Origin of the sequence: Klebsiella oxytoca NBRC 105695 (assembly GCF_001598695.1) — a bacterium.
Lineage (GTDB): Bacteria > Pseudomonadota > Gammaproteobacteria > Enterobacterales > Enterobacteriaceae > Klebsiella > Klebsiella oxytoca.
Genome location: NZ_BCZK01000002.1, coordinates 87,532 through 105,827, shown reverse-complemented (window position 1 = coordinate 105,827; position 18,296 = coordinate 87,532). Strand labels below are relative to the sequence as shown.

General features: G+C 58.1%; 15 protein-coding genes, 1 tRNA gene and 2 pseudogenes. 10 read left to right on the top strand and 8 right to left on the bottom strand.

The features are described from left to right. Nucleotides 1–17 precede the first annotated feature (17 nt). The 3 genes from phnD (at nt 18) to phnE (KO1_RS04125) (ending at nt 2,778) form a co-directional block, all read left to right on the top strand. Nucleotides 18–959, top strand: a complete 942-nt coding sequence (gene phnD, locus KO1_RS04135; protein ID WP_026056037.1) for a phosphonate ABC transporter substrate-binding protein — start codon at nt 18–20, stop codon at nt 957–959. Between the two features lie 68 nt (nt 960–1,027). Then, nucleotides 1,028–1,900: a phosphonate ABC transporter, permease protein PhnE gene (phnE, locus tag KO1_RS04130; RefSeq protein WP_004099314.1), complete on the top strand. Its 873-nt coding sequence runs from the start codon at nt 1,028–1,030 to the stop codon at nt 1,898–1,900. Further along, a complete protein-coding gene (phnE, locus tag KO1_RS04125) occupies nt 1,897–2,778 on the top strand; it encodes a phosphonate ABC transporter, permease protein PhnE (protein ID WP_004099313.1) in 882 nt (293 codons plus the stop codon). The genes phnE (KO1_RS04130) and phnE (KO1_RS04125) overlap by 4 nt, the downstream gene beginning before the upstream one ends. A gap of 141 nt (nt 2,779–2,919) precedes the next feature. Here the strand turns inward: phnE (KO1_RS04125) and KO1_RS04120 are convergent, their stop codons facing one another. Further along, nucleotides 2,920–3,582, bottom strand: a complete 663-nt coding sequence (locus KO1_RS04120; RefSeq protein WP_024273812.1) for an HAD family hydrolase — start codon at nt 3,580–3,582, stop codon at nt 2,920–2,922. Between the two features lie 211 nt (nt 3,583–3,793). After that, nucleotides 3,794–4,603 carry a sulfite exporter TauE/SafE family protein gene (locus KO1_RS04115; RefSeq protein WP_024273811.1) on the bottom strand — a complete coding sequence of 270 codons (810 nt, stop codon included), beginning with the start codon at nt 4,601–4,603 and terminating at the stop codon, nt 3,794–3,796. A gap of 101 nt (nt 4,604–4,704) precedes the next feature. Here KO1_RS04115 and KO1_RS04110 point away from each other — a divergent pair, with 101 nt between their 5' ends. Beyond that, nucleotides 4,705–5,502, top strand: coding sequence for an AraC family transcriptional regulator (locus KO1_RS04110; RefSeq protein WP_024273810.1), 798 nt, complete (start codon nt 4,705–4,707; stop codon nt 5,500–5,502). Between the two features lie 7 nt (nt 5,503–5,509). On the opposite strand, the gene KO1_RS04105 is transcribed toward KO1_RS04110, so the two are convergent. Genes KO1_RS04105 through KO1_RS04095 form a run of 3 tightly spaced genes read right to left on the bottom strand, consistent with a single transcriptional unit; the run spans nt 5,510 to nt 9,629 of the window. Continuing rightward, nucleotides 5,510–7,297, bottom strand: a complete 1,788-nt coding sequence (locus tag KO1_RS04105) for an aryl-sulfate sulfotransferase (RefSeq protein ID WP_024273809.1) — start codon at nt 7,295–7,297, stop codon at nt 5,510–5,512. A gap of 23 nt (nt 7,298–7,320) precedes the next feature. Next, complete coding sequence (locus KO1_RS04100) at nt 7,321–8,064, bottom strand: ABC transporter ATP-binding protein (RefSeq protein ID WP_024273808.1); 744 nt, start codon at nt 8,062–8,064, stop codon at nt 7,321–7,323. Further along, nucleotides 8,061–9,629 (bottom strand): ABC transporter permease, encoded by a 1,569-nt coding sequence (locus KO1_RS04095; protein WP_024273807.1) that lies wholly within the window; start codon nt 9,627–9,629, stop codon nt 8,061–8,063. Before KO1_RS04095 ends, KO1_RS04100 begins: the two co-directional genes overlap by 4 nt. Before the next feature lie 222 nt (nt 9,630–9,851). On the opposite strand from KO1_RS04095, the gene KO1_RS04090 reads away from it, so the two are divergent. Further along, nucleotides 9,852–10,919, top strand: coding sequence for an ABC transporter substrate-binding protein (locus KO1_RS04090; protein WP_017146546.1), 1,068 nt, complete (start codon nt 9,852–9,854; stop codon nt 10,917–10,919). Here KO1_RS04090 and KO1_RS04085 read toward each other — a convergent pair. After that, nucleotides 10,916–11,860, bottom strand: a complete 945-nt coding sequence (locus tag KO1_RS04085) for a LysR family transcriptional regulator (protein ID WP_004110892.1) — start codon at nt 11,858–11,860, stop codon at nt 10,916–10,918. The genes KO1_RS04090 and KO1_RS04085 overlap by 4 nt on opposite strands. Before the next feature lie 330 nt (nt 11,861–12,190). On the opposite strand from KO1_RS04085, the gene KO1_RS04080 reads away from it, so the two are divergent. Then, the gene (locus KO1_RS04080; protein ID WP_004099299.1) at nt 12,191–12,754 is read left to right on the top strand and encodes a C40 family peptidase; all 564 of its coding nucleotides are present in this window, start codon (nt 12,191–12,193) and stop codon (nt 12,752–12,754) included. 62 nt (nt 12,755–12,816) lie between these two features. Here KO1_RS04080 and phoE read toward each other — a convergent pair whose 3' ends face one another. Beyond that, the gene (gene phoE, locus KO1_RS04075; protein ID WP_047720329.1) at nt 12,817–13,869 is read right to left on the bottom strand and encodes a phosphoporin PhoE; all 1,053 of its coding nucleotides are present in this window, start codon (nt 13,867–13,869) and stop codon (nt 12,817–12,819) included. A 290-nt stretch (nt 13,870–14,159) separates the two neighbouring features. Here phoE and proB point away from each other — a divergent pair, with 290 nt between their 5' ends. The 4 genes and pseudogenes from proB to KO1_RS04055 all read left to right on the top strand — a co-directional run. Beyond that, nucleotides 14,160–15,263, top strand: a complete 1,104-nt coding sequence (proB, locus tag KO1_RS04070; protein WP_004099297.1) for a glutamate 5-kinase — start codon at nt 14,160–14,162, stop codon at nt 15,261–15,263. Nucleotides 15,264–15,273: 10 nt separating this feature from the next. After that, complete coding sequence (proA, locus tag KO1_RS04065) at nt 15,274–16,527, top strand: glutamate-5-semialdehyde dehydrogenase (RefSeq protein WP_004099295.1); 1,254 nt, start codon at nt 15,274–15,276, stop codon at nt 16,525–16,527. A gap of 112 nt (nt 16,528–16,639) precedes the next feature. Beyond that, nucleotides 16,640–16,715: transfer RNA gene (locus KO1_RS04060), tRNA-Thr, on the top strand. Between the two features lie 163 nt (nt 16,716–16,878). Then, nucleotides 16,879–17,367: pseudogene (locus KO1_RS04055) on the top strand (tyrosine-type recombinase/integrase); the annotation flags it as partial. On the opposite strand, the pseudogene KO1_RS26835 reads toward KO1_RS04055, so the two are convergent. Next, nucleotides 17,338–18,228 (bottom strand): annotated as a pseudogene (locus KO1_RS26835) (IS3 family transposase); the annotation flags it as partial. The pseudogenes KO1_RS04055 and KO1_RS26835 sit on opposite strands and share 30 nt — an antisense overlap. Between the last annotated feature and the right edge of the window lie 68 nt (nt 18,229–18,296).

Below are 18,296 nucleotides of genomic sequence, written 5' to 3'. Positions count from 1 at the left end.
CTCACACGGGCAAAATAATGAAAAAGTACATCACTGGCGCAGTTCGTTTATCCGCAGCGGTTGCAGGCATTATGATGGCGTGGCAGGCAAGCGCTGCTGAACAACCGAAGGAATTAAACCTGGGTATCCTTGGCGGTCAGAACGCAACGCAGCAAATTGGCGACAACCAGTGCGTTAAGCAATTCCTTGATAAAGAGCTGAAGGTCGATACAAAATTACGTAACTCCTCCGACTATTCCGGCGTCATTCAGGGATTACTGGGTGGCAAAGTTGACGTGGTATTAAGTATGTCGCCGTCTTCTTACGCCTCCGTTTATATTAACAATCCGCAAGCGGTCGATATTGTTGGGATTGCCGTAGATGATAAAGACGGGTCCCGCGGCTACCACTCGGTGGTGATTGTCAAAGCGGACAGCCCGTATAAAAAGTTAGAGGATCTGAAGGGCAAAGCGTTTGGCTTCGCCGACCCGGATTCCACTTCCGGCTTTTTAATTCCTAACCACGCCTTTAAACAGCAGTTCGGCGGCACCGCGGATAATAAATATAATAACTTCTTCTCCAGCGTGACCTTCTCCGGCGGCCACGAGCAGGATATTCTCGGCGTGCTGAACGGTCAGTTTGCCGGTGCGGTGACCTGGACCTCCATGGTCGGTGACTATAATAGCGGCTACAGCGTCGGCGCCTTCAACCGCCTGATTCGCATGGATCACCCGGATTTGATGAAGCAAATCCGCATTATCTGGCAATCGCCGCTGATCCCGAACGGCCCGATCCTGGTCAGCAATTCCCTGCCTGCTGATTTTAAGGCCAAAGTCATTACCGCGATTAAAAAGCTGGATACCGAGGATCACGCCTGCTTTATTAAAGCGATGGGCGGCACGCAGCATATCGGCCCGGGCAGCGTGGCTGATTTTCAGCAGATTATTGATATGAAACGCGAACTGGTTAGCGCGCGTTAATCCCACCCTGACGCTGCCGCCCGGCGAGTGTCGCGGGGGGCAGCGACTCGTTGAAGACACAGCGACGCATGAATAACACCCACACTCAATTCGAACGCTACTATCAGCAGGTACGCTCGCGACAAAAGCGCGATACCTTTAGCGGGTCCCTCCTGCTGCTGGTACTCTATTTTGCCGCCGGCAGCCTGGCCGAGTTTAATCTCCTTACCATCTGGCACTCGCTGCCCAATTTTCTCGATTACCTGTTTGAGACGTTGCCCACGCTGCACATCGCCGATCTGTTTGCCGATTCGCATACTAAGGGCTCTCTGGCTTACTGGGGCTATCGCCTGCCGATTCAGCTACCGCTTATCTGGGAAACGCTGCAGCTGGCGCTGGCGTCGACGCTGGTTGCGGTGGTGATTGCCACCCTGCTGGCGTTCGTTGCCGCTAATAATGCCTGGTCCCCTGCCCCCCTGCGTGTTGCCGTCCGCGTGCTGGTGGCTTTTCTGCGCACCATGCCGGAGCTGGCGTGGGCGGTGATTTTCGTGATGGCTTTTGGTATCGGCGCCATCCCCGGCTTCCTGGCATTAATGCTGCACACTATCGGCAGCCTGACCAAGCTGTTCTATGAAGCGGTAGAGAGCGCCCAGGATAAACCGGTGCGCGGCCTGGCCGCCTGCGGCGCGTCGCATCTGCAGCGTATCCGCTTTGCCCTGTGGCCGCAGGTCAAACCCATCTTCCTCTCATACGGCTTTATGCGCCTCGAAATTAACTTCCGCTCCTCAACCATCCTTGGGCTGGTGGGTGCGGGCGGCATCGGCCAGGAGCTGATGACCAATATCAAACTGGACCGTTACGATCAGGTCAGCATCACGCTGCTGCTGATTATTCTCGTGGTCTCGCTGCTGGATATGCTGTCCGGCCGCCTGCGGCAGTGGGTTCTGGAGGGGAAAAAATGAGACAGTGGCAAAATCAACCGGATATCGCTGCCAGCCGTCGCCAGCATCGGCATTTGTATCAGGCCCAGGGGCGCTATCTGCGCTATATCGGCCTGCTGACGCTGGCCTGCCTGCTCTACTATGTCTGGTTCTTTATGCAGTTCGGCATCAGCGGCGAGCAGCTCGCCAGCGGACTGGAGCAAATCAGTCGCTATCTGCTGCGGATGTTCGTCTGGCACGACTTTTTTAACTGGCCGTTCCGCTATTACTTCACGCAAATCGCTATTACCCTGGCGATTGTTTTCGCCGGGACGCTTACCGCGACGGTTATCGCCCTGCTGCTCTCTTTCCTGGCGGCGCGCAACATTATGCGCGGCGTGATTCCGGGGACGATTGCCCTGCTGATGCGCCGGTTGTTCGACGTGCTGCGCGGTATCGATATGGCGATCTGGGGGCTGATTTTTGTCCGCGCGGTGGGGCTCGGGCCGCTGGCCGGGGTACTGGCGATAATCATGCAGGATACCGGGCTGCTGGGGCGTCTGTACGCTGAGGGGCACGAAGCGGTTGAGCGCTCGCCGGGACGCGGGCTGACGGCGGTAGGCGCGAACGGGTTACAGAAGCACCGTTTCAGCATTTTCACGCAATCTTTCCCCACTTTCCTGGCGCTGAGCCTGTATCAGATCGAATCGAATACCCGTTCAGCCGCGGTGCTCGGCTTTGTCGGCGCGGGAGGGATCGGCCTGATTTATGCGGAAAATATGCGTCTGTGGAACTGGGACGTGGTGATGTTTATTACCCTGCTGCTGGTGGCGGTGGTGATGGCGATGGATACGCTGTCCGCCTGGCTGCGCCGCCGCTATATTGGCGGCAGCGTGGTGCCGCTGTTTAAAGCGGATTAGTTTTTTCCGGATCGCGCTGCGCCTCCCCGGGGAAGTCTGATATCACAACATTCCCGGAGGCGGCGCTGCGCAGCTATCCGGGTTACCCAAACTGCACGAAAAAGTAGCCGGGTAAGGCGTTTACGCCCCCCCGGGGGAAAATCACAGCCGCCACGTCAGTACCGGCCACTGATGCTGCGCATTCGCCGCCGTCAGCTGCGGACACGGGTTGACCAGCCGTACGCGATCGGCGCGCAGGCACAGCGGCAGATCGTTAATCGAATCGGTGTAGAAGGTCACCTCGCCCGAACAGGCGGGATGCGCCGCCAGCCACTGCTCAAGACACACCACCTTCCCCTGCTGATAGCTCGGCGTACCGGCAATCACTCCGCTATAGCCGCCGTCCACCATCTCGACGTCAATGCCCAGCGCCTGCTCGATGCCCAGCTGCGCCGCAACTGCCTGTACCAGCAGGCTGACCGAGGCTGAGATCACCAGTATCTGCTCGCCCTTTGCCTGTAAAGTCCGAATCAGATCCCAGGCCTGCGGATAAACGCGCGGCATAATTTCTTCACGCACGCAGCGCGCCAGTAGCGCATCCACGTCCTGCTTTGCCACACCAACCAGCGGCGCCTGAATCAGAGCCACATAATCGGCGATATTCATCTCGCCGCGATCGTAATCGTCCATCAGCATCGCTTCCCGCGCCAGGTAATCGGCATCGTTTACCCACCCTTCGCGCACCATAAAGCGGCTCCACAGCGTACTGCTATCGCCCTTAATCAACGTATTATCCAGATCGAAAATGGTCAGCGTTTTACCCATCGTTTATTTTCCTTTATCGGCCACAGCGCCTCGCGCGAGCATGCGCAAGTAAAATGACAGCAGAATGAACCGGGCATAACGAGTCTCCTCTTCATATGCCAGTTATAACTGTTACCCATGTATCCGGTCTAAAGTGTTACCCATGTTTCCGGTTCATACCCTACGCTTATCCGGGCGACTCTCGGATGGATGCGCAGCGCCGCGTCCCTCATTATCCCCGCACGCTCATCACCAGCAGTACGGCTATCAGCAATAGCGGATAAATTCTCACATGCCAGCGATCCGGTAAACGCGCCAGCCAGCGGGAGGCTATTTTTAATCCCAGCCAGCTTCCCGCCACCAGCTGCGCCGCCGCCGACAGCCAGATGTTGCCGATAAACCCATTCGGTAACGCCACCGGCGACAGCCAGGCCAGCAATAGCCAGGTCAGCGTCGCCGTTGCCGCCAGCGGCAGCGTCAGCACGTTGGCCATCGCCGCCGCTTCGGACATCAGCACGCCGCGACGGCGCATCAGAGGAACGGTCATCACGCTTCCCCCCACGCCGAGAAAAGAGGCGATCAGGCCAATGATACCGCCTGTCGTAAGCTCATGTGGCACCGACGGCACCACCCGGCGGGATGGCGGAGTCATAAATCCGGCGCGAAGGTAGCAATCGGCAACGGTTGCCAGCAGGTAGATAACGAACAGCCAGCGGATCCACTCCCCGCTCACCTCAAGCGCCAACAGCGCGCCGGCGATGCCGCCAACGGCAATGCCGGTGAGCATGGCCCACAGACGACGCCAGCTCAGGGTGCCGGTACGCACGTGCCGCCAGGTCGCCAGCAGCGCGGAACAAAGCATAACCAGCGCCGAAGTGGCGACCGCGATTTGCATCGCCTGCTGTCCGACTGCGCTTTGCGCTCCCCACGCGCCGGTGACCAGTAAATAGAGCAGCGGGACGGTAACGAAACCGCCGCCGAAACCAAAGAGCCAGGTGGTCACGCCGGATAGTATGCCGCACAGAAAAAGCCAGTCGCTCATTCGAACTCCTCCACAAAAGGAGGTAACGATATAGAATAACCTCATGGCCGGCTTACGCTTTAAAGCCAATCTATTACGAATTTCAGCCAGGGCAACTTTTTATGCGCAACGTTGCGATTAATGACGTCGATCATCTGCCTCGCCGGGTGCTGGCGCTGGGCAGCGACTACCCGCCCAATACGCTGCTGGAGCGCCACAGCCACCGCCGGGCGCAGTTTCTGTACGCGATGAACGGGTTAATGAAGGTCGAAACGGATGACGGCCAGTGGCTGGTCCCGCCGTTCAGCGGAGTATGGATCCCGGCGACAAAACCGCATCGCGTCTGGATGCCCGGCGTCAGCACCCACAGCCTGTATATTGATGCGCAGGTCGCCCCGCGTGATAGCGAGCGCTGCGAAGTGTTACAGGTTTCTCCGCTGACCCATCAGCTCCTGCTGGCCGCCTGCCAGCTGCCGCTGCTGTATGAAGAGAGCGGGCGCGATGCCGCCCTGATTGCGCTCCTGCTCCATGAACTGGGCGCCGCCGCGCCGCTGCCGATGTTTACCCCGCTCCCGCAGAACAGCCACCTCGCGGCGCTATGCGGCGATTTTCAGCAACAGCCCAGTATCCGCAGCACGCCGCAGCAGTGGGCGCAAAAGCTGAGCAAAAGCGTACGCACCTTTAATCGTCTGTTTCGCCGGGAGACCGGGATGGCGTTTTGCGACTGGCGCCAGCAGGCGTGCCTGATGTACGCCATGACGGCGCTGCGGGAAGGGGATTCGATTACCGAAGTCGCGCTGAGTCTGGGCTATGAGTATCCGGCCGCCTTTACCGCGATGTTCCGCAAAGCGATGGGCTATTCGCCGATGGCCTTTATCCGCCAGATCAACGGCGGACCGGCAAACGCCAGTCCGCAATAATCGCGACTTACTCTGCTGCGCGATTCAGCCAGTCGAACAGATTATCCACCGAAAGCTGCGCGGGCGCGCGCGTTGCTGGCTGCCCCGCTTTAAGCAGCAGCAACGTCGGCAGGCCGCGCACGCCGAGCGTGGTCGCCAGATCCTGATGCTGGTCGGCATCCAGATAGCGCGTATCCAGTTGAGCAATTCGCGAGCTGAGTTTCTCATGCGCCAGCAGTTGCCAGAGCTTGCGGCAGTGCACGCAGCGCTCCGCGCCTACGAACAGCAGCACGGGCCTTTTACTCTCCAGCTCGCTCGCCGCGCTTATCGGCGTGAACGCGCTTTCCGCGACGCGGAACAGCTTCGGACTGCGGCGCAGGGTATCGTTATCGGTTGCCACGCACAGCGCATCGGCGCTCTTACTGTACGGCTGTACGCCCGCCACCCGCACCACGCTTTGCGCCGGTCCCGCTGCCGCCGCGCCGGGCTGGCGCAGGGTTCGTACATCGACCGCCGCAATCGGCGTCTCCTGCGGCTGCGCCAGCTGCGGGATCCAGGCGTAGGGAATGCGGTAGGCGCGATAGACCATATTGTTGTTCAGCGTCTTGCCCCAGAACGGCGAAATATATTCCCAGACAATTTCGTGATCGCGGGTCACTTCAAAAATGCGCCCGTTCGATCCTTCGTTAATCAGGGTATTGCCGTTTTCCAGGCGCTGCATATTGCTGATGTACGGGCTGTAAAAGCGGTACGAATCGGTCGGCTGCGGCAAATCCGCTTCATAAGGCGAATAGCGCCATTCGATATCAAGGGTCAGCGGATTGATCTCCAGGATCCGGGAGTAATCGCGCCAGGCGTTTTTCACTCCGTCCGCCGATGCCGGATTCGGCGCGCCGTATCCGGCCCAGCCGCCGTTATCGAAAATCAGGATATTGCCCGCGCCCGGTAGCCCCTGCGGGATCATATGCGCATGATGCTGGCCGATAATCCAGCCGATGTGTTTCAACTCCGGTTTGCTGTAGTCCGGGCCCAGCTGCCAGACGATCTTGCCGCTCTGTTTGTCGATAATGGCGATAATGTTGGATTCACGGGCGTCCCAGATAATGTTGTCGGGATGAAAACGCGCATCGCCAGCGTCATACCACTTATTCGGCCCCAGCGCCGACATCGAATTGATATGCATCCAGTCGCCCATTCCACCGCCGCTGGCGCGCATATTCGGATTGTTGTAGAGCGCGGTACGCGCCGCGTCGTCGAAACCCAGCTCGTGGAAATGGTCGCTGCAGCGCCACTCCCACACCACGTTGCCCTGCCAGTCAACTTCAATAATGGTGTCGTCCAGCAGCAGCTTGTCGGAGATCGCTTCGTTCAGCAGGTTGGTATGGGCGAGGATCAGGGTATTGCCGCCATCCACCTGCGGCTCCAGCCCCGGCGCGTAATAGCCCACCGGATTGCCTGCCCGCTGATAGTCGTGATGAGCTCGCGCCATCCAGCGCGTTTCATTGCCGGGATCGCTCACCTGCTCATAGCGATCGAATTTCCAGGTCACATTGCCTTCCCAGTCCACCTGGATCAGATCGAGCATATCCTGCATGCCGTAGCGCGGATCGCGCTCGCCGCTGTGGCCAAGGATGGCGCCGCCGGGCAGGATTTTATTGGGAAATCCATGCAGTTCAGGCCATTCGCGTACCACGTGACCGTTCATATCCACCAGCACCGCGCCGTGTTCGGTGGCCTGGAAAAGGGTGTAGCCGCTCCAGGCGCGCTGCGGATCGTAGAGGGTGGCGCCGGTCGGGAAGACGGAGGGGTGTCCCATAAGTTGCTCCTTACATTAAAGAATCAGGCAGAAGTAATCAGATTGCGTATCTGGCGGCAGGCGGCGGTAAACGCGGCATCATCGCGCTGGCGCGGATGGGGCAGCGCCAGGCTTACCACTTCCCGTATCCGCCCCGGACGCGGCGAGAGCACAACGACCCGGTCGGCCAGGGCGACGGCTTCTTCCACATCGTGCGTCACCAGCAGCGTGGTGGTTCCCGCGCGCTGATGTATCTGTAAAAGTTCCTGCTGCAGGGTATGGCGCGTCAGGGCATCCAGCGCGCCGAAAGGCTCATCGAGCATAAGAATCTGCGGACGTGCCACCAGGCCGCGGGCAATGGCGACCCGCTGGGCCATACCGCCGGAGAGCTGCGCGGGCAGCGCGTTGGCGAATTCGCTGAGCTGCACGCGTTCCAGCATTTCCAGCGCCCGCTGGCGCTTATCCGCCCGGCTGAGCTTTTCATCCGCCAGACCGAGCATCACGTTGTCGATCACCTTCAGCCACGGAAACAGGCGCGGCTCCTGAAATACGATGCCGCGCTCTTTGCCCACGCCGGTGACCGGCTCGCCGTTAATGCGAATTTCGCCCTGGGTCGCTGACTCCAGGCCTACCAGCATCCGCAGCAGCGTCGATTTACCGCAGCCGCTGCTGCCCACCAGCGCCACCAGTTCACCGGCGGCGATATCCAGGCTGAAATTCTGTAGCGCCGTTACCTGTTGCCAGGATTTACGCACGTGGCGAAAAGAGACCAGAGTTGAAGAGGTCATAGCTGCTCCTGTTGACGCCAGCGGGTGGCGCGCATTTCCAGTAAACGTCCGGCTTTATCCAGCGCCGCGCCGGTGATACCGACCAGCACCATGCCGCAGAGAATGGTGGGCATATCCAGCAGCTGCTGGGCGTTGATCATCAGGCTGCCGATGCCGACGCCGGAGGACATGAAATATTCCGCGCCGATATTGCCAAGCCAGGCGTAAATCAGCGCCAGCCGTAGACCGGCGAAGATCCCCGGCGCCGCGCCGGGAAGAATAACCCTGCGCAGGCGCGCTAATTCGCCCAGGCGCAGTACCCTGGCCACTTCATCGAGCTGCGGGTTACGCTGCAGCACGGCCTGCAGCGTGCTGAAGAACATCGGAAAGAACGACGCCAGCGCGATAAAGACGATTTTGCCGCCGTTATCGTTGCCCACCCATGCGGTCAGCAGCGGTAGCCAGGCAAACAGGGCGATATGGCGCAGCACGTTTAACGTGGGCGTGAAGATTTGCCCGGCGCGCGGGCGCAGCGCCAGCAGCAGTCCGCAGAGCAGACCGCCCGTAATCCCCAGCGCGCCGCCGACAAAGGCCCGTCCGAGACTGGCCAACATCGCCGTAGTCAGCTCCCCGCTCAGGATGCCCTGAATAAAGCGCACCGCTACCGCCAGCGGCGAAGAGAACAAGGCTTCATCAATCCAGCCTGACTGGCTGGCCAGCTGCCACAGCGCCAGCAGAACTAACGGCAGCTGCAGCGCCCGCCAGCTGGCCTGCGGTTTCCACGCCAGGCGTCCGGCGGCAGGCTGCGGCCAGAACACCAGCCGGGAACAGGCCCGGTTCGCCGCCCACTCCATCAGCATGCCGCTCAGGCCAACCACCGCAATGGTGACGAAGACGATATCCAACTGAAACAGCTGACGACCCCAGACCATCAGGTAGCCAATACCTTCCGAAGAAGCCAGCAGTTCCACGACGATAAGCGACACCCAGGCCTGCGATAGCGCCAGACGCAGGCCGGTAAACCAACCCGGCAGGCTTGCCGGGATCACCAGCCAGCGCAGCCGCTGCCAGCGGGAAAAATTCATTACTCTTGCGGCTTCGCTCAGGGTCAACGGCACGCCGGCCACCGCCTGCTGCGTATTAATGGTCATCGGTACTACGGTGGTTTTGACGATCACCGCCAGCTTGAGGCCGTTATCGATCCCGAACAGCACCATAAACAGCGGGATCCAGCCGAGCGTCGGGATTTGCGCCAGCGCGTAAAACAGCGGTTCCACCCGCTGCGCGGCGGCCGGCACCAGGCCGAACAGCGCCCCGAGCAGCGTGCCTGCGATGGCGCCCAGCAGCAGGCCAAGCGCCAGATGCTGAAGGCTGAATCCCCACTGCGCCAGTAGATCGCCGCTCAGCAGCGACAGGGCGGTATCGGCAACCACCGACGGCGCGGGCAAAATTTGCTCCGGCATCCATCCCTCGTGCGCGGCGATGTACCACAGCAGCAGCAGTAACGCAGGCAGCAGCCACGGCCAGCCGTTAAGCCTGAACCCCGGCCTGCCGGGAGCATCCGTTCTTAAGATCATCTGCGACATTTCGGTCCACTTTTCAGTCAGTCATGTCGCTATCAAAACGTGCCTCACGCTTCGCCGCCATTGCGTAAGGCGAATAATCGCGATGCATCAAATGCATTTCAGCCTGGCGGGCACGCGGCTTCTGATTTAGCTTTTTTTCGGCAATGCTTGGCGAATAAAAGCATTTAACACGTTGCCCGTCGGCTCTTTAGGGTGAGAAAAAACTCAAGGGAGCAACACGTTATGATGAAAGCAATATTCAACCGCACCTTGCTGGCGCTGGTCGCGGTCATCGGCCTGGCGTCCAGCGTCCAGGCCGAAACGCTACGCACTATCCGCATCGGCGTGCCGGACCAGAGCGCGGGCAGTAAACCCTTTATTGAGGGGCCGGTCGGCATGGCGTTTATCCGCCATCAGCTGGAAGAGGTGTTTAAGCCGCAGGGCGTGGAAGTGCAGTGGCAGTTTTTCAAAGGCGCCGGTCCGGCAGTAAATGAAGCGTTAGCCAACCGCCAGCTGGATTTTGTCTACCTCGGCGATCTGGCGGCGATTATCGGTAAGGCCAACGGGCTGCCGACGCGCCTGCTGCTGGGCAGCCGGGGTTCGGAATCTTACCTCGCGGTGACCAAAGCTTCCGGGATTAAAACCCTCGCCGATCTGAAAGGCAAACGGGTGGCGGTTTATCGCGGCACGGCGGACCAGTTGGCCTTTGACCGGGCGCTGCAAACCGTCGGCCTCAACGAGCGCAGCCTGCAGGTGATCAACCTCGACTGGAACGCCGGCAAAGCGGCGCTGGCGGCCGGTCGCGTCGATGCGGTGTGGGGCGGCGTTTCGCTGCTGGCGCTACGCGGCGATAAGATTGATGTGGTCGTCAAAAGCGGTGACTCCGGCCGCCAGAACACCACTCAGGCCGGGTTCCTCGGCACGCAGACGTTTATAGACGCCTGGCCGCAGGCGACCCAGCAGATCGTTAACGTGTTGGTGAAGAACGCCGCTGAAATCAGTGACCCCGCCAATCGCGACGCCTGGTCCGCCGAGATGGCGCAGCAGAGCCAGATCCCGCAGGCGCTGTTTCTCGAAGAGCTGCAGCCGCAGGATCTGAACTTTACCACCTCGCCGCGCATCGACCCGTTCCTGACCGCCAGCTTTAGCAGCAGCGTCGGGCAGGCTCACTCGGGCCGCCTGATCCGCAGCGCTTTCGACGTCAGCCAGTGGGTGGACGGCCAGTTTGTCGAGCGGGCGCTGAAAGCCCAGCAGCTGGAAAATCGCTGGCCGCAGTACGATGCCCAAGGCCAGGCGAAAAACGCCGGTTAACTCCCCTCCTCCTGGGCCAGCAGCTGCAGCTGATGCTGACGATCGGTATGGAGGATCATCTCTATCAGTTTCGCAACCAGCGGCGGCTGAGCCGCATGAACCGGAGAGATAATGGCAAACCGGGTCTGCATCAGCCGCCACTCTTCAGGCAGATCGCTGAGCTCCAGCTTAACCAGCCGATGGCTGTGCTGGCATAGCGCGAAGCCATCCTCGCTGGCGAAGCTAATCGCATTGGTTCGCGCCAGGGTCGAAAGCAGCGCGTAGATATGGTCGCACTGAATCGCCGGCGCGAAGTCCTGCTGCTGGCTGAGGGTCGCCAGCACTTTGCGCACGCCCGGCGGCAGATAGGGTGCCGCAAAGGGGTAACGCAGCATCGCCTGAATAGAGACCGGACCCTGTTTTGCCAGCGGATGCCCGGCATGGCAGACGAAAAAGCAGCGCTGCGGGCTGAGTGGCTGAACGCGCAGCTGCGGGTCGAGCTCGGCCTGCCAGCTGTCGGCGACGACAAAAGGATAGCTCTGGGAGGTGAGCGCCTGATGCAGAGCCAGCCAGTTATCAATCTGAAAGCGCACCCTCGCCTGCGGCAAAAGACGATGAAACTCGCCGATGGCAGCCGGAATCAGCCTCGCGGCGGGGGCCGGGCCGCAGCCAAAGGCGACCTCGCCGGTTTGCGCATCGTCCGCTTCGCGCAGCTGGCTGCTGAGCTCGACGTTAAGTTCCTGAAAACGGCGGGCGTAGGGCAGCAGCTTTTGCCCGTGCAGAGTGAGCGTCGGTAGCTTGCTCTGCCGGTCAAATAAAGGATGCCCGACGCTCTGCTCCAGCGCCTGGATGCTGCGGCTGAATGCCGACTGCGACAGGCACACCGCCTCGGCCGCACGATTAAAACTGCCGTACTCAACGAGCGCCACAAAGTTGCGCAGTTGGCGAAAATCCAGATGCATTAGCCCGCCCCACTCTCTCTTTTATCCCTCAAAAGTACTGGAGGGGAGCCTGGCGGCGCAATGGCGGGATGATGAGGATCTTTCACCTTGAAGTGAATTTGCCCGGTTGCGTCACACGCGAATATTTGTGAAATATTGTTTCACGGAGAAAAAATTTATTAATACGATAAGTTCAGGTTGGCGTTAAATAATGCGCGTTATTTTTCACTACACGATCCTGCCCCTATTAATTACGTAAGGTTTCGTAAATTTTGCGTTTGGTCATTCTGAGGCCGTAGCGAATCGGCTATAAAATATCACGGCCCGTTTTCAGTGACGAAAAACAATGATATGAAGCCCAGACTCTCTCACGCGCTACTGTTTGTTCCTTTTTTGCTTTTGGCAGGATGTTCATCCTCATCGAAACCGCATAAAACCGCCGCCCAGAGTAGTCACTCGACCATCGACGGAGGTTCAGACGATCTGATCCCGGTGATCGCCGCGCTGCACGATCAAATGCATACCTGGGAGGGAACGCCCTACGAATGGGGCGGGACGGAGCAAAGCGGCGTCGACTGCTCCGGGTTTGTCTGGCGCACGCTCAAAGATCGCTTCAACCTGCCGATGGAGCGCATTACGACGCGCGAGCTTCTGCATATGGGCGAGCGCGTAAGCCCGCGGCAGCTGCGGCCGGGAGATTTAGTCTTCTTCCGTATTAAAGGCGGCATGCACGTCGGTTTCTATGATACCGACCGTAATTTTCTTCATGCCTCCACCAGCCAGGGCGTGATGCGCTCTTCGCTGGATAATCCATACTGGCAATCGGTATTCTACCAGGCTCGCCGCCTGCCGAAGGAATATAACGCCCAGATAACCATGAATAACGATAATCTGCATCTGGCAAAAAATCGTTAATCACTCATAACAAAGCCGCCCTGTCACCACGGCGGCTTTGTTGTCTGTTAGCTGTTAACTTATCAGAACTGATAGGTCATACCGACAGCAACGATATCATCATCGTTGATGCCGAGCTTATTATCGCTCTTCAGCTGGTTAATTTTGTAATCCACAAAGGCATTCATATTTTTGTTGAAGTAATACGTCACGCCAACGTCAATATAGTTGACCAGATCTTCGCTGCCTACGCCCTCAATATCCTTACCTTTTGACAGCACGTAGCCCAGGGACGGACGCAGCCCGAAATCGAACTGGTACTGCGCCACGGCTTCGAAGTTCTGCGCTTTATTGGCAAAACCGCCGCTGATTGGCGTCATTTTGCGGGTTTCTGAGTACATGGTCGCCAGGTAAATATTGTTGGCGTCATATTTCAGGCCGGTTGCCCAGGCTTCCGCTTTTTTACCCGTACCGCGAGACAGCAGGTTCTGGTCGTTCGTGCGATCGGAGCTGGTATAGGCCGCGCTGACGGCAAAGTCGCTGCCGCCGAAGTCGTAGCTTAGGGCGGTACCGAAACCGTCGCCGTTCTGTTTCTTCGCGTCGCGCCCTTCGTTTTTGCCCTGATATTGCAGGGTCAGATTCAGGCCATCTACCACGCCGAAGAAATCGGTGTTGCGCCAGGTGGCCAGGCCGCTGGCGCGTTTGGTCATAAAGTTATCGGTCTGCGCGGAAGAGTCGCCGCCGAATTCCGGGAACATATCGGTCCAGGCTTCGACGTCGTACAGCGCGCCGAGGTTACGACCATAGTCGAATGAGCCGTAGTTTTTCACTTTCACCCCGGCGAACGCCAGACGCGTTTTCTGCGTGGAGTCGCTTTCGGTTTTGTTGCCGGAGAACTCCGATTCCCAACGGCCGTAGCCGGTCAGATCGTCGTTAATCTGCGTTTCACCTTTAATGCCGAAACGAACGTAAGTCTGATCGCCATCTTTGCTGTCATAGTCGCTCATATAGTGCATCGCTTTGACTTTGCCGTAGACGTCCAGTTTATTACCGTTTTTATTATAAACTTCTGCCGCCTGGGTAGCCGAAGAAGCAATAAGACCCATCATCATTAATGCCTGTGAGCTCTTTTTCATTATTCAGTCCTGGTAATTTATTTATACGCGCTAATCAATTCCGGGCGGAAGCCCTGTCAAAAACTGCAGGTTTTTTAACGCTCTAATATTAAAAATTTATGACAACATGGAACTTTTTCTAAAAAAGGGTATTAAATTATTTCCGTCATGAATGTGTCATATTTTCTCGCCAGAATGCCCGATCCGCGCAATGAAGTGGTTCGTCCACCACGCCAGGTGTTGGCAAGCGGGCTCACTCCTGTTACAACATCAATTCGATATCGAAACTCCTTTTTGAACGGCAGAGAATCATGAGTGATAGCCAGACGCTGGTGGTAAAACTGGGCACCAGTGTTTTAACGGGCGGATCCCGCCGCCTGAACCGCGCCCATATCGTTGAATTAGTGCGTCAGTGCGCGCAGCTGCACGCGATGGGTCATCGAATTGTGATCGTCACCTCCGGGGCGATAGCCGCCGGACGTGAGCACCTCGGCTACCCGGAACTGCCCGCGACCATTGCGTCGAAACAGCTGCTGGCAGCTGTCGGCCAGAGCCGTCTTATCCAGCTGTGGGAACAGCTTTTTTCTATTTATGGCATTCACGTTGGCCAGATGCTGCTGACCCGCGCCGATATGGAAGACCGCGAACGCTTCCTTAACGCCCGCGATACCCTGCGCGCGCTGCTGGATAACAATATCGTGCCGGTCATTAATGAAAATGACGCCGTGGCGACCGCTGAAATTAAAGTCGGCGATAACGATAATCTTTCGGCGCTGGCGGCAATTCTCGCGGGCGCCGATAAACTGCTGCTGCTGACCGATCAGCAGGGGCTGTTCACCGCCGACCCGCGCAACAACCCGCAGGCCGAGCTGATTAAAGACGTTTACGGCATTGATGACGCCCTGCGCGCTATCGCGGGCGATAGCGTGTCGGGTTTAGGTACCGGTGGTATGGGCACCAAGCTGCAGGCCGCCGACGTCGCCTGCCGCGCGGGTATTGATACGATCATTGCCGCCGGTAGCCGCCCTGGCGTGATTGGCGACGTGATGGAGGGGGTTTCCGTAGGCACCCGTTTCCACGCCCAGGAGTCGCCGCTGGAAAACCGCAAACGCTGGATTTTCGGCGCACCGCCGGCGGGCGAAATTACCGTTGACGCCGGAGCGACCCAGGCAATTCTTGAACGCGGCAGTTCCCTGCTGCCTAAAGGGATTAAAACCATCACCGGCAACTTCTCGCGCGGCGAAGTGATCCGCATTCGCAGCCTTGAAGGCCGCGATATCGCCCACGGCGTCAGCCGCTATAACAGCGATGCGCTGCGCCGTATCGCCGGGCAGCACTCGCAGCAGATCGATGCCATTCTGGGCTATGAATATGGCCCGGTCGCCGTCCACCGTGACGACATGATTATCCGTTAAGGAGCTGAAAATGCTGGAACAAATGGGCATTGCTGCCAAAGCGGCCTCGTACAAACTCGCGCAGCTTTCAAGCCGCGAAAAAAACCAGGTGCTGGAAAAGATTGCCGACTATCTTGAAGCGCAGACCGACGCGATCCTGCGGGCTAACGCTGAGGATCTGGCGGAAGCGCGCGCTAACGGTTTGAGCGAGGCGCTGCTCGATCGCCTGGCGCTTAACCCGGCGCGCCTGAGCGGGATTGCTCACGATGTTCGTCAGGTCTGCAACCTGGCGGACCCGGTTGGTCAGGTGATCGACGGCGGCCTGCTGGACAGCGGCCTGCGCATTGAGCGCCGCCGCGTGCCGCTGGGCGTGGTCGGCGTGATTTACGAAGCGCGCCCGAACGTGACCGTCGACGTCGCCTCTCTGTGCCTGAAAACCGGCAACGCGGCGATTCTGCGCGGCGGCAAAGAGACCTGGCGCACCAATGCCGCCACGGTGAAAGTGATTCAGCAGGCGCTGCAGGAGTGCGGCTTACCGGCAGCCACCGTCCAGGCGATTGAGAGTCCGGATCGGGCGCTGGTCGGCGAGATGCTGAAGATGGATAAGTATATCGATATGCTGATCCCGCGCGGCGGCGCAGGTTTGCATAAGCTGTGCCGCGAACAGTCGACGATTCCGGTGATCACCGGCGGGATCGGCGTTTGCCATATTTATATCGACCACTCCGCTGACGTTGCCGAAGCGCTGAAAGTGATCGTTAACGCCAAAGTGCAGCGCCCGAGCGCCTGTAACTCGGTCGAAACGCTGCTGGTACATCAGGATATCGCCGAACGCTTCCTGCCCGCGCTGAGCAAGCAGATGGCGGAAAGCGGCGTCAGCCTGCACGCCGATGCGGCCTCCCTGCCCGCGCTGCAAAACGGCCCGGCCAGCGTAGAGCCGGTGAAAGCGGAGCAGTATGACAATGAGTACCTGTCGCTGGATCTGAACGTGAAGGTGGTGGCCGATCAGGATGAAGCGGTAGCGCATATTCGCGAGCACGGTACTCAGCATTCCGACGCCATCCTGACGCGCACCCTGGGCAACGCGAACCGCTTTATCAACGAGGTGGACTCCTCGGCAGTGTACGTCAACGCTTCTACCCGCTTTACCGACGGCGGCCAGTTCGGCCTCGGCGCGGAAGTGGCGGTCAGCACCCAGAAGCTGCACGCGCGCGGCCCGATGGGGCTGGAAGCCCTGACGACCTATAAGTGGATTGGTTTCGGCGACGATACCATTCGTGCTTAATGCGCATTGGGTGATGCAAAAGTAGCCGTTTGATTCACAAGGGCATTGACGCATCACCCACTTAGTTTTAACCTTCTAACCCGTGCTTACGCTCGTCAGCACGTCTTGCAGGGCCGATATAGCTCAGTTGGTAGAGCAGCGCATTCGTAATGCGAAGGTCGTAGGTTCGACTCCTATTATCGGCACCATTTCAAACTTTTCCCAGATCTATCTAAATCAACTCGAAGCCCTTCTACTGCTGTTTCTGGCGCGTATCTTATTTGCTGTTATCAACTGGACTCATCCGAAATCAAGACATAGTTGAGGGCATAAGTGGGGGCATTTTGGGTTCAGTCCTGAGAGATGCCCCCAATGAAGCTTAATGCGCACGCTGCTAAACCCAGAGAGAAAGCCTATAAGCTGGCAGATGGTGCTGGTTTGTATCTTGAGGTTGTTCCCTCTGGCTCCCGATACTGGCGGATGAAATATCGCTTCAATGGAAAAGAGAAGCGTATGGCTTTTGGTGTTTATCAAGCAGTGTCCCTTGCACAAGCGAGGGCACTACATGATGAAGCCAAGAAAAAACTGGCCGAAGGTATGGATCCATCGTTTGCCAAGAAAGAAGAAAAGCTGGTTCGCGATGTGCAACTCAATAATACCTTCCAGTCTGTGGCGCTTGAATGGCACGGTACGAAGGCGAGCAGATGGTCAGAAGGGTATGCTTCTGACATTATCGAAGCCTTTAATAAAAATATTTTCCCCTTTCTCGGCCACTTGCCGGTGAAAAACATTAAGCCTTTGGTGCTGCTGAATGTACTGCGTCGAATGGAAAGCCGCGGTGCGACAGAGAAGGCTAAGAAATCTGTTCTCCGACTCTTCCGGCGTCAGCCCACCGTTGTAATGGTGAGGCCTGACGCTATTGTAGTAGCTCCATATATGATCATTAATTTGCTGCCGGGCCCTGTCCTTGCCTGCGTAAACCTCCGTCGGCACCCATACTGTTTTCTGACTGCGGAAGAAGCGCTCCATGGGACTATTATCCCAGCAGTTTCCCCGCCGGCTAATGCTGTGACTTATTCTGTAACGCCAGAGAAGTGACTGATATTTAAGGCCGGTAACCGGCTTCCCTGGTTGCTATGGAACATGACATCACGTGGTTGGCCACACATCTCACTGGCCATCCGCAAGGCACCGCTTACCAACGCTGTATCGGCATTTGCTGACAGACTCCAGCCGATGATTCTGCGGGCAAAAAGATCCATAACGACCGCCAGATAGCACCAGCAATTTCGTGACCAGAAATACGTAATATTTCCGCACAATACCCGGTCAGGATTCGGTGCCGCGAACTGGCGCTTAAGCAGATTCGGCAGGCATGTATACGCCTGACGGGCATTTTAGTATTGATGTTATCCTGGCTGACAACTGTGTGGCTGCCACTCAATCTGGCGGCTACCGTGAACCGTTCAGCGAGTGGGACATCAAGAGCGCAGTGGCCTTTTTTAATATCGTATTCTGTTCCTCCAGGCGGCGAACCTGCTTTTCCAGCTCGCGAATACGTTGCTGCTCTGAGCTAATGGGAATTGCAGAGGGCGTAATACCCTGACGCTCCCGCCTGAGCTGGCGAACCCAGCTCTTAAGCGTGGTAGAACCGACATTCATCGCTTCACTAGCCTGTCGATATGAGTAACCCTTATCGACAATCAGCTGTGCACATTCCAGTCTGAACTCAGGGGTAAAAGTACGTTAGGTTTTCTTGTTCATTAAGTCACCTGTTTTGTGTTGAGGTG